13 protein-coding genes are annotated in these 13,237 nt (G+C 69.3%); 8 read left to right on the top strand and 5 right to left on the bottom strand.

The window, feature by feature from the left end; all coding sequences use genetic code 11:
- Positions 1-7: 7 nt before the first annotated feature.
- The 3 genes from AC1MGR_RS09460 to exbB all read right to left on the bottom strand — a co-directional run bounded on the left by AC1MGR_RS09460 (position 8) and on the right by exbB (position 2,248).
- Positions 8-784 carry an energy transducer TonB family protein gene (locus AC1MGR_RS09460; RefSeq protein ID WP_480234416.1) on the bottom strand — a complete coding sequence of 259 codons (777 nt, stop codon included), beginning with the start codon at positions 782-784 and terminating at the stop codon, positions 8-10.
- A 101-nt stretch (positions 785-885) separates the two neighbouring features.
- Entirely contained in the window at positions 886-1,323 is a 438-nt protein-coding gene (gene exbD, locus AC1MGR_RS09465; protein WP_480234417.1) for a TonB system transport protein ExbD, read from the bottom strand.
- Positions 1,324-1,327: 4 nt separating this feature from the next.
- On the bottom strand, positions 1,328-2,248 hold the full coding sequence (gene exbB / locus AC1MGR_RS09470) for a tonB-system energizer ExbB (RefSeq protein WP_480234418.1): 921 nt from the start codon (positions 2,246-2,248) through the stop codon (positions 1,328-1,330).
- A gap of 268 nt (positions 2,249-2,516) precedes the next feature.
- Between exbB and AC1MGR_RS09475 the strand changes: the two genes are divergently transcribed.
- The 7 genes from AC1MGR_RS09475 (at position 2,517) to AC1MGR_RS09505 (ending at position 7,612) form a co-directional block, all read left to right on the top strand.
- Positions 2,517-2,759 carry a hypothetical protein gene (locus AC1MGR_RS09475; protein WP_480234419.1) on the top strand — a complete coding sequence of 81 codons (243 nt, stop codon included), beginning with the start codon at positions 2,517-2,519 and terminating at the stop codon, positions 2,757-2,759.
- Positions 2,760-2,853: 94 nt separating this feature from the next.
- Positions 2,854-4,311: a helix-turn-helix transcriptional regulator gene (locus tag AC1MGR_RS09480; protein ID WP_480234420.1), complete on the top strand. Its 1,458-nt coding sequence runs from the start codon at positions 2,854-2,856 to the stop codon at positions 4,309-4,311.
- Between the two features lie 277 nt (positions 4,312-4,588).
- Positions 4,589-5,092: a CsbD family protein gene (locus AC1MGR_RS09485; RefSeq protein WP_480234421.1), complete on the top strand. Its 504-nt coding sequence runs from the start codon at positions 4,589-4,591 to the stop codon at positions 5,090-5,092.
- Between the two features lie 143 nt (positions 5,093-5,235).
- The gene (locus AC1MGR_RS09490; RefSeq protein WP_480234422.1) at positions 5,236-6,150 is read left to right on the top strand and encodes a PhnA-like protein; all 915 of its coding nucleotides are present in this window, start codon (positions 5,236-5,238) and stop codon (positions 6,148-6,150) included.
- Positions 6,151-6,223: 73 nt separating this feature from the next.
- Positions 6,224-6,427, top strand: a complete 204-nt coding sequence (locus AC1MGR_RS09495; RefSeq protein ID WP_480231872.1) for a CsbD family protein — start codon at positions 6,224-6,226, stop codon at positions 6,425-6,427.
- A gap of 70 nt (positions 6,428-6,497) precedes the next feature.
- Positions 6,498-6,935: a CsbD family protein gene (locus AC1MGR_RS09500; RefSeq protein WP_480234423.1), complete on the top strand. Its 438-nt coding sequence runs from the start codon at positions 6,498-6,500 to the stop codon at positions 6,933-6,935.
- A 197-nt stretch (positions 6,936-7,132) separates the two neighbouring features.
- The gene (locus AC1MGR_RS09505; RefSeq protein ID WP_480234424.1) at positions 7,133-7,612 is read left to right on the top strand and encodes a YidB family protein; all 480 of its coding nucleotides are present in this window, start codon (positions 7,133-7,135) and stop codon (positions 7,610-7,612) included.
- 96 nt (positions 7,613-7,708) lie between these two features.
- Here AC1MGR_RS09505 and AC1MGR_RS09510 read toward each other — a convergent pair whose 3' ends face one another.
- Positions 7,709-10,525: a hybrid sensor histidine kinase/response regulator gene (locus AC1MGR_RS09510; protein ID WP_480234754.1), complete on the bottom strand. Its 2,817-nt coding sequence runs from the start codon at positions 10,523-10,525 to the stop codon at positions 7,709-7,711.
- 405 nt (positions 10,526-10,930) lie between these two features.
- Positions 10,931-11,839 (bottom strand): LysR family transcriptional regulator, encoded by a 909-nt coding sequence (locus tag AC1MGR_RS09515; protein ID WP_480234425.1) that lies wholly within the window; start codon positions 11,837-11,839, stop codon positions 10,931-10,933.
- Between the two features lie 89 nt (positions 11,840-11,928).
- Here AC1MGR_RS09515 and AC1MGR_RS09520 point away from each other — a divergent pair, with 89 nt between their 5' ends.
- A complete protein-coding gene (locus tag AC1MGR_RS09520; RefSeq protein WP_480234426.1) occupies positions 11,929-12,372 on the top strand; it encodes a PACE efflux transporter in 444 nt (147 codons plus the stop codon).
- The last annotated feature ends 865 nt before the right edge of the window (positions 12,373-13,237 follow it).

Consider the following 13,237-nt stretch of genomic DNA (forward strand, 5'->3'; position numbering starts at 1 on the left):
TGGATGGCTATCGGCGGTTGAAGTTCAGCGGGATCGTCTGCGTGATTGCCTTGCCGCCCGGAGGCGGCGGGAAGGGCGCCGCCCGGTACATCACGGCCACCGCCTCGGCATCGAGGGCCGCATTGCCGGACGATGCGATCAGGCGCGCGCCCGTCACGCTGCCGTTCGCTGCGAACGTGACGCTCACCACCGACACTCCGACGGCGCCGGCCGCGGAGGGCGGAAAGCGCTTCGAACGGACGATCCGGGCGCGCATCTCGTTCTGCCAGCTCGCGCTGGACGCCTGGCTGACCGCCGAGCCGGCAGCGGTGGCGGCGGTCCGGTTCGCGTTCTGCTGGTCCGACTTCGGACCACCGCCGCTCCGAGTCGCCGCACTCGGATGTGGCTTCTTCTGGACTGGTTTCTTGAGAGGCCGAGGCTTCTCGGGCGGCTTGCGTTCAGGCGGCTTCTCGCGCGGCTTGGGTTCGGGCGGCGTCACTTTCTTCGGAAGCGTCGGAGGGAGAACCGCCTGTGGTACGACCTGCGGCGGCGGCGCTTCGAGAACGGCCTCGGGATCGGGCGGCGGCGGAGTCTCTTCCGGGGGCTCCGGCTCGGCTTCCTGCGAATCCGTCGCCACCGGACCGTCCTTGTCGTTGTCCACCACGGATTTCGCGACAGTGGGCTCGGGCGACATGTCGATCATGATCGCCGCGGGCATCTCCTGCGGAGGGGAGGGCTTCTCGGACCTCTGCGTCAGGGCGATGTAGAGCCCGACATGCACGGTGACCATCAGGAGGACGGCCACCGTCCATCCCAGGAATCGGAACGGCGCGGAGGACTCGGACCTTTCCAGCTCCGCGCGACGTAGCTCGGTAGCCCGAAGAAACGCTTCAGGCGGCGGATGCATCATGGCTGCGCTCCGCCGGCCGTCTCCTCGAGACCGACGAGGCCGACCTTGAGGTAGCCTGCGCCGCGCAACAGGTTCATCACCTGCATCAGTTCACCGTACGCCACACCCTTGTCGGCACGCAGGAAGATGCGCTCGTCCTTGTTGCCCTTCGTCGCCTCGGTGAGGGCCGCGCCGAGATTCGGCCGGGGCACCGCGTCCTCTCCCAAGGTGAGGGAGAGATCGGATTTGATGCTGACATAGACCGGTTTGTCCGGCCGCGGCTGCTGCGGCGCTGAGGAGGTCGGCAACTCGACAGGGACGCTGACGGTCGAGAGCGGCGCCGCGACCATGAAGATGATCATCAGCACCAGGATCACGTCGATGAACGGCGTGATGTTGATCTCGGCGCTCTCGACGAGATCGTCGCCGTCGTTGGATCCCAGGTTGACGGCCATGCGCCTACTCCGCCGCCAGGCGCAGATTGGACGGGCGGCCGTAGGTGACCCCCTCGCGCATGTCGAGGTCGCGCGACAGGTGGCGCATGATGAGCGCGACGGCGTCGCCGACCAGGGCGCGATAGCCGGAGATGGAGCGCGTCAGCGCGTTGTAGATCACCACGGCGGGGATCGCCGCGACCAAGCCGATACCGGTGGCCAGCAGCGCTTCGGCGATGCCGGGTGCCACCACTGCGAGGGAGGTGGTGTTCGAGTTGGCGATGCCGATGAAGCTGCCCATGATGCCCCAGACGGTGCCGAACAGGCCGACGAACGGGCCGATCGAACCGATCGTCGCCAGGATCACGGTGCCGGATGCCATCCGCTTGCCGACCCTGGCCTCGATCCGGGTGAGGGCGATGGCGGCCCGCTCCTTGATGCCGTCGCTCGGCAGCCCCTGGGAGAGCCCGACCTCCCCATCGACCTCGACCAGGAGAAGTGCCCCGACGCCGCGGCGAACCTGCTCGTTCGCCTCCGGCAGGTTGGCGACCGACCGCAGCGCCGTGAGGCTCGACCGGATCTGCCGCTTGGCGAGGGCCAAGCTCAGGGATTTCATCAGGAGGATGGCCCAGGTCACCACCGACGCCAGGAGGAGCGTCACCATCACCGCCTGGACGACGATGTCCGCGGCGAGGAACATCCCCATGGGCGAAAAGTCGTGTGCGGCGCCGGCGGCCTTACCGGCAGCCGGAAGCTGCGCACTCGTCGCGCTCGGTTCCGCCGACACGGTCATGGGCGCGGACACCGTGGGGGTGACCGGCGCGCCTTCGGCCGGCGCGACGCTGGCCGACACGGGGGCGGCCGGCGCCTCCGTGGTCTGCGCCGCGGCCGGCGTGGCGATCGCGACCGTCCCCATCAGGATCAGGCCTGTGATCGCCAGGGCCATCCCACGCCGCGGACCGTTCGCCGAACCGGATTCCTAAAAGGTCGTCGTCACCGTCATCGCGCTGAACCTTCGTTGCAATCACCGGAGTGCTTCGAAGGCTCTGTGGGACGAGGCGCGCAATCTGCCACCATCCTCCCGCATTTTTCAGGGTTCCGAGGGTGTCCCGTGGTGTCTCGCGAGGACTTGCACCATCCCAGCCGCACCGGCGCGGCATGCGCCGCAACGCCATGACTTCGAGGCCGCTGCGCGTCTCGTGCACGACGTAAAAATGGTGATGCGTCCCACGGACTTCATCGCGGCCCTGGCCGATCGGAACCCAAGAATCGCGGTTGGCGGCGGCGACGGTTCCACCGGGCGGCGACGCGAGACGACCGTCAGCGAGCAGTCGATGGCGGCGCTTCGGCTGGCGTACGCGTGGATGGACGCCCCGCCCAACTCCGTCCCCAGCAAGCTGTCGAAGGCGGGTGCACTCGGCGTGACGCCAGATGATCGATCACGTTCACGTCAATGATCCGGATATACCAGACATTCGCTAGACTCGACCGGAACCGGCCTTCGCGGATACCGGTTACGGCCGGACTTAATCGAAGCGGATGGCAGTTCCGGTGACACTCGGCGTCGACAGGCATGAACTCCAGCAGATCGTTGCCGGATTGAGCGAAGGCGTGATCCTGGTCGAGCCGGACCAGACGATCGCCTATGCCAACGCGGCGGCGCTGGCCATGCACGGGGCCGAAAGCCTGGAGGAACTCGGCGGAACCGTGGATGCCTACCGCGAGCGCTTCGCCCTGCGCTACCGCAACAACCACGCCCCGAACCAGTATCCGATGGAGCGGGTCGTCTCGGGCGAGCGTTTCCACGACGTGATCGTCGAGGTCACGCGCACCGACCGACCCGATGCCGATTTCGTCCACTCGCTGCGCAGCCTGGTTGCGACCGACCGCGAGGGCCAGCCGAGCTGCCTCGCTCTCATCCTCAAGGACGTCTCCGACCAGTTCGAAGCCGAGGCACGCTTCGAGGCCACCTTCAACGCCAACCCCGCGCCCGCCGTGATCTGCCGGCTCGCCGACCTGCGGTTCGTGAAGGTTAACCTCGGCTTCCTGGAGATGACTGGCTACACCCGCGATGCCGTCATCGGCCGCAGCGTCTACGAGGTCGATGTCCTGGCGAATGCCCGCAACCGGGACCTGGCGATCGCCCGCCTCAACAGCGGCGGCACCATTCCGCAGATGGAGGCGTGCCTCGACCTGCCCGACGGAGGCACCCGCTTCGTCATCGTGGCCGGGCAGCCGATGGACCTGGGTGACGAGCCCTGCATGCTCTTCACCTTCGCCGACCTCGAACTGCGCCGGAAGGCCGAGACCGCCCTGCGCCAGAGCGAGGAGCGCTTCGCCAAGGCGTTCCGCCTCACGCCCGTGCCCACCCTGCTGGTCCGCGCCGAGGGTCTGGCGATCACCGGGGTGAACGACGCCTTCACCCGCGTGTTCGGCTTTGGACCCGAGACGATCACCGGCCGCACGCCGGGCGATCTCGACCTGTGGGTTTCCGAGCCGCAGCGCGACCGGTTCGAGACGGCCCTGGCGCGCACAGGCTACGTCCTGGGCCTGGAGGTCTGCCTGCGCCACGAGGACGGGACCAACCTCGATTGCCTGGTCTCGGCCGAGCGGGTCGAGATCGGCGCGGAGGCCTTCGCCCTCCTGGTGCTGCAGGACATCACAGAGCGCAAACGAACCGAACGCGAACTGTTCGAGGCGATCGAGGCGGTGATGGCCGACACCTCCTGGTTCAGCCGCGGACTGATCGAGAAGCTGGCCCACCTGCGCCAACCCGGCGCCGGGCACCAGGATGCGGTCTCGCCCAACATGACGGTGCGGGAGCGTCAGATCCTGGACCTGATCTGCGCCGGACTTTCCGACGAGATCATCGCCAAGCGGTTGAACCTCTCGAAGAATACCGTGCGCAACCACGCGGCAGCGCTCTATCGCAAGCTCGACGTGCACAAGCGTTCCGAAGCCATCGTCTGGGGACGCAACAATGGATTCCCGACAGCATCATCCGGGTAAGAAGACCCGTCTTACCGGTACGTTTTGACTATTGATGCGTTGGTGGGAGCGGCCATCTGACGGATCAGGAACGCCGGACCAAGGACGCAGCGGAAAGAACGCAGCGGACGAGACATGACTGCCACCGTCAGCGGTTTGGACCGGATCGGCATTCACTCAGGCCAATACCACCCGGATCGGCCCGGCGCTCGGGACGGCCTGGCCGGCCACGGCGGTTCCCGCCGCACCCAGCCACACACTCCTGCGTCACGAGACGCGCACAGCAAGGACAATCAGCATGGTCGACACGGATCGCATCACGGGGACCGCCAAGGAGCTTGGCGGCAAGGTTCAAGGCGCGGTGGGCGACCTCACCGGTTCGAAGCGGGACCCGCTCGAGGGCCGGGCCCGCGAGGCGCAGGGCGCCGCCGAGACCCTCTACGGCCAGGCCAAGGACGGCGTGCGCGAGGCCGCCGAGCAGGTGGCCGACACCGCCCGCGACATCGGCGGCAAGGTCCGCGACACGGTCGGCGACCTGATCGGGTCCGACGACGTCGAGGACCGCGCCCGCCGCGCCCAGGGGGCGGCCAGCGACACCTACGAGCGTGCCGAGCGTTCGGTCCGCAGCGCCGGTCGCGAGGCCTACGACCGGGCCGAGGACGCCTATGAGAACGGGGGCCGATACCTGCGCCAGGGTGGCCGCGAAGCCACCAGCCAGATCGCCGAGCATCCCGTGGCCGCCCTGCTGGTGGCCGGCCTGCTGGGCTACGGCCTCGGCCTGCTCATCCACGGCCGCGACTGACCCGCGTCCACGATCGGTCCGACCGCGCCGGGACCGCGTGGTCGGACCCTCGAGTTCCACCCCCGCCTCCTGAGTTCCACCCCCGACTGCCCCCTCGAACGACCGAACATCTCGGACGACCGACGACCCGGAGTACCTGTCACGTGTCCACTTCCCCCATCCTCGCGACCCCGGCCGCCTCGGCCGACACCCGCACCGTGCTGCTGAACCAGGTGTCCTGGGGCGCCATCTTCGCCGGCGCCGTCACCGCGCTCGTGACCCAGGTCATCCTCAACATGGTCGGGGTCGGCGTCGGCCTGTCCAGCGTCGGCGCGAACGCCGCCGACAACCCGGCCGCCTCGACCCTCTCGCTGAGCGCCGGCCTCTGGTTCGTGGGCTCGGGCGTACTCGCCTCCCTGGCCGGCGGCCTCATCGCCGGGCGCCTCTCGGGCAAGCCCGTCCCCGGCGCGGCCGGCCTGCACGGCCTCGTCTCCTGGGCGGTGACCACCCTGGTGGTGCTCTACCTCCTGACCTCCGCCGCCGGCGGCCTGATCGGGGGCGCCTTCTCGGGCGTGACCAGCACGCTGGGCGGGGCCGGCTCGCTCGTCGGCGGCACCGTGCAGACCGCCGCCCAGGCGGCCGCGCCGTCGCTGTCGAAGATCTCCAATCCCCTCGACGGCATCGAGCAGTCGGTGCGCAACCAGGCCGCCGGCCAGGACCCGCAGGCGGCCAAGGACGCGGCGGTGGCCGCCATCCGCGCCCTGTTCACCGGGGATCCGGCCCAGAAGGCCCAGGCCGAGACCCGCGCGGCCGACGCCCTGGCCAAGGCCCAGGGCATCCCGGTCGAGCAGGCCAAGGCGCAGATCCAGGACTACCGCAAGCAGTACGACGAGACCGTCGCGACGGCCAAGCAGAAGGCGGAGGCCGCCGCCGTCGCCGCCAAGTCGGCCGCCACCCAGGGCGCCTTCTACGGCGCGCTCGCCCTGATCCTGGGCGCGCTCGCCGGCTTCCTCGGCGGCCGCCTCGGCGCCCCCAAGCGCCACACCCTCGCCGACAGCTACGACGCCCGCCGCGCCTGAGCCCTCGTCCCGGCCGGTCCCCGCGACCGGCCGATCGGCCCATCCCAATCCTCCCAACGCAAGGAGACATCCCATGAGCAGCACCACGGACAAGCTGAAGGGCCTCGCCAACGAGGCCGCCGGCAACGTCAAGCAGGCCGCCGGCAAGGTCACGGGCAACGACAGGCTCGTGGTCGAAGGCAAGGCCCAGGAACTCAAGGGCGAGGCCCAGCGCACCGTCGGCGAGGCCAAGGACGGTGTCGCCTCCGTGGTCGACAAGGTCACCGGTAAGCGCTGATCCGCGCCGGTGACGGGCGCCCCCACCGGGCACCCGTCACCCCCATCATCCGCGAACACGGGAGTTCCTCATGAACGGCGATCAATTCCGCGGCGCCTCGCGCCACCTCAAGGGCCGTGCCCAGACCGTCGTCGGCGGTCTCACCGGTGATCCGGCGCGCCAGGTGCGCGGCGCCGTGAACCAGGTGGCCGGGGGCGCCCAGTACGCCTATGGCCGCGCCCGCGACCGGGCCGAGGACCTCGTCGACGACGGCCGCCACCTCGCCCACGAGGTGCGCGACCGCGCCGGCGACCTGGTCGAGGACGGACGGCACTACGTCGACGAGGCCCGCGACCGCGCCGGCACCCTCATCTCGGACGGCCGGGACTTCGCCCGTCACGCGGCCAAGCGCGGCACGACCTACGGCCGACAGGCCGCGCGCTACGCCAACGACAACCGCACCTCCGCGCTCCTCGGCCTCGCCGCCGTCGCGTTCGCGGTAGGCTGGCTGTCCCGGTCCCGGCGCTGATCCGCGATCCGGCACAAGATTTTCCGGAGTTTAAAGACCTCGGGAAGCCACCCCGGACCGGACCACGGGATCCGTCGGTACCCCGTCACCGTTTCCTTCGACACGCGCGGACCCTCCGCCGATGGCGATCCCACCGGTGGGCGAGCTTCTCCCGCGGACGTCCCGCTTCTTGCAGACCCCGAACCCCAGGATAGACGATGAGCAAGGGCTACCCGTCGATGACCGCGCTGCTGGGCCTTCTGGCCGTGGCCGGCTACCAGAACCGCGACAAGCTCGCCGAGCTGCTGAAGGGCCACGAGGCCGGCGCGCCGCAGCGCACCCTCCCGCCGATCCCGAACACGGCGTCCAGCGCCCCCTCCGGCGGCGGCCTCGGCAGCCTGGGCGGGCTTCTGGGCGGCGTCGGCACCGCCGGGGTCGGCGGCCTGATCGCCAGCGGCCTGAGCGAACTCGTCGACCACTTCACCAAGGGCGGCCACGGCGAGACGGCGAATTCCTGGGTCAACCACGGCCCCAACCGCGACATCCCCGAGGCGGACCTGGAGCGGGCCATCGGCTCGGACACCCTCGACCACCTGACCCAGCAGACCGGCCTGAGCCGTGGCGCGCTCCTCTCCCGGCTCTCGCGCGAGCTGCCCTCGGCCATCGACCGCTACGCCGCCGACGGCCGTCCGGCCTGAGGTCCGCCGGCGACGAGGCCGACGTCGCCTCAAGGCGTCGGCCGCGATGCCGGGTTGCTGCGGGCACCGGATCGGCGAGCCGGTTCCTCCGCCATCTCAGCGGTTCGCAAGCCCCGGGTCCCAGCTTGGCGCCGCGGACGTTCCGCGGCCCATACGGCCCGGCCTGCGCCTGACCACCTGACGCAGGATGGCGGAGACCTGGTCGGCCGAGTAGGGCTTCTGGAGCAGCTCGAAGCCGTGCGCGCCTTCCTCGGCCAGCACGTGGCTATAGCCGGAGGCCAGCACCACCGGCAGATCCGGCAGCCGACGCCGCAGCAGCTTGGCGAGCTCGATCCCGCCCATGCCCGGCATGACCACGTCGGAGAAGACGACGTCGAAACCGCCACCATCCGGACCGATGCGGTCCAAAGCCTCCTCCGCGTTGGCCGCCCAGGTCGTCGCATACCCGAGGTCCTGCAGGATCTGGGTCGCGAACCGACCGACCTCGATGTTGTCCTCGACCACCAGGACACGCTGGCCGGCACCGCCCGGCTCCAGGCCCGCCGTTTCGGCACCATCGCCGGCCGCGACGAAGTCCATCTCCGCCTCGGGCAGGTACAACGTGAAGGTCGTGCCATGCCCCGGCGCGCTGGCGACGGCCACGTCGCCGCCCGACTGTTTGGCGAAGCCGAAGACCTGCGACAGGCCGAGGCCCGTGCCCTTGCCGACCTCCTTGGTGGTGAAGAACGGCTCGAAGATCCGTGTCAGGACGTCCGCGGCGATACCCGCGCCCGTGTCTGAGAGCGAGATTGCCGCGAAGGGCCCGGGGGCGCCGGCATGGCCGCGGATGGAGGGAAGCGGCACGCCGCAATCCAGCCTCAGGATCAGGGTCCCTTCGCCCTCCATCGCATCCCGGGCATTGACCGCCATGTTCACGAGGGCGGTCTCGAACTGGCTGACATCCACCCGCACGCAGCAGGGATGGTCCGGCAGCTCGGTCCGGACCGCAATGCGCGCGCCCGTGACGGTGTCGAGCAGTTCGGCGACGCTGCGCAACCGATTGCCGACGTCCACCGTCTCCGGCTTCAGGGTCTGGCGCCGGGCGAAGGCGAGGAGCTGTCCCGTCAGCTTGGCCGCCCGGTCCACCGTGTCGGACACGGCGTTGAGGTAGCGGGCCTTGCGTTCCTCCGCGAGGTCCGGCCGGCGCAGGAAGTCGACCGAGGAGCGGATGATCGTCAGCAGGTTGTTGAAGTCGTGCGCGACGCCGCCGGTCAGTTGCCCGACGGCCTCCAGCTTCTGGGACTGGCGCAAGGCTTCCTCGGCCTGCTGCAGCGCCTGGCCCTGCGCCTTCTCCGCGGTGATGTCCCGCCCATAGGCGTAGACGAGGTCCCCCTCCACGGAGGTTCGCCAGGAGATCCAGCGGGGGGTGCCGTCCGCGTGGCGGTAGCGATTCTCGAAGTTGGTGAGGTCGTTGGCCGAAGCCGCCCGAGCCAGTCCCTCGCGCGTGAGGTCGGCGTCGTCCGGCCAGACGAACTCCAGAAGGCTGCGACCGATGACGTCCGCCGGATGCTGGCCCAGGATCGCCTCCCAGGCCGGGTTCACCGCCCGGAAGATGCCATCGGCCCCGACGACGACGAGGAGGTCGCGCGAATTGCGCCAGACCCGGTCGCGCTCGGCGGTGCGTTCGGCGACCCGCTGCTCCAGCGTCTCGTTGAAGCGCAGGAGTTCGGCCATCACCCGCTTCTGGTCGTCGATGTCTGTGCTGGTGCCGACCCAGCGCAGGACGGAGCCGTCTCCGGCCAGCACCGGCTGCGCCCGTGCGAGGAACCAGCGATAGGTTCCGTCCCCACGCCGGAGGCGATATTCGCACTGGTATTCCGAGAGAGCGGAGACGGTCTCGCTCCATCGTTCGGCCACGAGGGCCTGGTCGTCGGGATGAACGATGGCGAGCCATCCGGCCGCGTCCAGGTCGCCCGGCCCCAGGCCGGTATAGGCGTAGACCCGCTCGTTGAACCAGTCGGCGGCGCCGGACGCATCGGTGGTCCAGACGAGATTGGGCAGTACCTGCGACAGGACCCGGAACTGCTCCTCGCTGGCGCGCAGGGCGGCCTCGGACCGTTTGCGGTCGGTGATCTCGATGGCGGTGCCCAGCACCCGCACGCAGCTTTCGCCCTCGAAGAGACCGCGCCCCTTGGCAGCGACCCAACGGACGAGCCCGTCCACCTGGCCCACAGTCCGGTACTCGACGTCGTAGACGGCGCGGCGCGCAGGATCGAGCGCGGCCGCGAAGGCCGCCATCGTCGACTCCCGGTCGTCCGGATGCAGGCCGGCGAGGAACTCGGCGCCCGAGACCGGCGCGTCCGACGACATGCCGAACATCGCCTTTACCCGCTGCGGCCAGTAGGCCGTGTCCTTCACGACGTCGACGTCCCAGAACCCGATGTCGGAGGCCTCGGTAGCGAGGCGCAGGCGCGCCTCCGCCTCGCTCAGGTCCGCCTGCGCGGCGATCTGCGCCGTCGTCTCGGCGCAGGCACAGAACAGGCCGATCACCCGGTCGGCGTCATCGCGCAGGGGCGAGTAGGAGAACGTGAAGGACGCCGCCTCCGGGTAGCCGCGCCGATCGAGCACGAACGGCATGTTCTCCGACCAGGTCGCCTCGCCGGCGAGGGCGCGCTCGACCAGAGGCTCGACATGGGTCCAGACATCCGAGAACACGTCGCGGAAGGGCCGGCCGAGGGCGGCCGGATGCCTGAGGCCGAGGATCTCAGCATAGGCGTCGTTGTACAGGATCGCGCACTCGCTTCCGGCGGCCACGAACATCGGGAAGCGCGACTCCAGCATCAGGCTCACGATCGAACGCAGACCGGCCGGCCAGATTTCCGGGCGCCCGAGGGAGAAGCCGGACCAGTCATGCGCGCGCAGCCGCGCCGCCATCGTGCCGCCACCGGCCAGGACGGCCGGCGCCGACCCGCTCCCTGCAACGGGTCCGTCATCCTCCGATCCGCGCTGCACGACCCATCCTCCTCCGCTTCGCCACCGCTCGTGCGCTTTCGACGGCTCCACCCGCGCACCGCCAAAACCCTCCCGGGCATGAGCATCGGACGGTTGCATCCCCGCACGGCGATGGAACCGGTCCGCGACGGCTTCCGCGACGCTTCATGCCAGTTTTCGCTGCGCGTATCCGGCACGTCGTCGTCGCACCGCTCCGTGCGCACGGAATCGCAACGCGGTGCCTACGATCGGCCGCGGAGCCAGATCGGGCGGAACCCGGGACGCCATCGGGTCGGCAGACGCCTCGCGAGTGAGATCGGAAACGGACGCAAATCTCAGATCTCGTCCTCACGACGTCCGGCCGGCACCCGACGGGTTGCCGATCCGCTCCGCTGCGAAGCGCTCGCGCAGCCAAGCCGCGGCCGGGCCGCACGGGCGCTGCTTGTGCCAGACGAGTTCCAGGGCGATGGGCCAGTCCCCCTGATCGAACTGCAGGTCCGGCGTGACCAGATCGGGCGCAGTCTGCGACGCGGCGATGACGTGGTCCGTGACGAAAGCCCACCCGATCCCGTGCTTGACCATCTCCAGGATCACCCAGTGGCTCTCCACCCACCAGACCTCGGCAGCCACCCGCAGGCGGCGCTTCTCCGGTCCGTCGCTGCGCGCCGCGACGAGGATCTGGCGATGCCGCTTCAACTCCTCCCACTCCACCCGGGCCTTGGCCAGGGGATGGTCACGCCCGCAGACGAGCTTCAGGGGCACCCAGCCGATGGTCTGGAAGCCGAGTTCCGTGGGCAACACCTCCTGGCGCCACATCACGCCGAGGTCGGCCGCCCCGGACTGCACCATGCGGCTGACATCCTCCATCAGGGGGAACAGTAGTTCCAGCTCGACGAAGGGGAACTGGCGCGCGAAGGCCGCGAACAGCGCGCCGAGCGCGTGCTCAGGATAGAGTTCGTCGATGGCAACCACGAGCCGGTTCTCGACCCGCTGCTCCAGGCTGCGCGCCACGCCGACGAGGTGCTCGCGCCGCTCGATCACGACGCGGGCCTCCAAGAGCAGCCGCTCCCCCGCCGGGGTCAAAATGGGATTGCGGCCCGCCCGGCTGAACAGGGTGACGCCGAGATCGGCCTCCAGGTTCGACACCTGGGTGCTGACGGCCGACTGGGCTTTGCGCAACGCGCGGGCCGCGCCCGAGAAAGAGCCGGCCTCGGCGGCCGCCACGAACGCCTGGAGTTGATCGAGCGAGACTGCCATCTATCCGATTTTCCGATACGTTCCAACTTGCTGATCGCGGTATGCCAGATAGAAGGCGGCGGATCCAAAGGACCAGTTCAGGAAACACCATGCGTACGACCCGCGACCGTATCCGCCACGCCATCCTGTTCGAGGTGTTGGGGCTTGTCCTGATCATCCCGCTCGGGACGTTGCTGTTCGGCCTGCACGCCTCGGCCATGGGCGTGATCGGCGTGGGCAGCGCCCTGGCGGCGACGATGTGGAACTACCTCTACAACCTCGGCTTCGACCGGGCGATGCAGCGGCTCGTCGGGCATACCCGCAAGAGCCTCCTGCTGCGGGCGGCGCATGCGGTGCTGTTCGAGGCGGGGCTGCTCGTGATCCTGCTGCCGCCGATTGCCTGGTATCTCGGCATCGGCTTCACCGAGGCCCTCTTCATGGATCTCGCGATCGCAGCCTTCTACGTGGCCTACGCCTTCGTCTTCAACCTGGCCTACGACGTGACCTTTCCAGTGAAGGCCTGGGGCGAGCCCGCGCCGGAACCGTCTCTCTGAGCGGATCGCCGAGACCGCACAGCGGTTCTGCGGACAGGGAGTCCCCCCCTGTCCGCTGCGCGGGGCGGGGGCCAATGGCCGGATGAAGCCGATAGGGCCGTCGCTCCATCGCCGGGAGCGGACGCAGACGTTTCCGTCGCTCCCGGCCGGACCGAGATCCTCCCGGATCGGACGCCCACGGCAAGGCGCGCGCGCGGCGCTCCGTAGAGCCCGTTCAGCACGCGAACATCCCGCATTGCGTGACGTTCGCGGCGGCCGTCGGGGCGTCCGGTGGACCAGGTGCGAAGATCAGAATGGCCGGAAGCTCGGAAATTGCATCATCGGCGAGAACGAAATCGGGCATCGTCGAGACAAGCGCGGGGAGGGGAGAATGTCCGCGTGCAGGGAGGGCCGCAGCGCGCATGGCGACGACCCGGATGAGTCCTCAGAACGCTCCATCCTCCGCCCATCGGACCGGACGGCTCTTCGGCGGTGTGATCCGCACGCGGCCCGCCTTCATCGATCCTGTGCAGATCGGTCGAGGCGCTCCGCGGTCGGCACCGTCGACGGCATGACGCCGCGCGAACATTGCATCGCCGTCTCCATCGACCGCGGATCATGGCCCCGGTTCGACGGACAACCCTGAGCGACGTGCCGAATTATTCGGCGAATTCTGTTCCATTGGGATAATATTGCCGAAATCTTGATCTGAATACACAATCTATCAAATCGCCGTGATGGTGTGTCAGTCCTTCGCGGCTACCCTATAATTCCTCGCGTTATTAGCTCTCAACAAGCCGGAACCCCTCCAGAGGAGTTTTCCGTCGGGAGCGATTTCGACAAAACGCTCCCGACGACGAGGAAGAGGACGCCGCGTTGACCATCG

It is taken from the genome of Methylobacterium sp. BI1, from assembly GCF_056680125.1.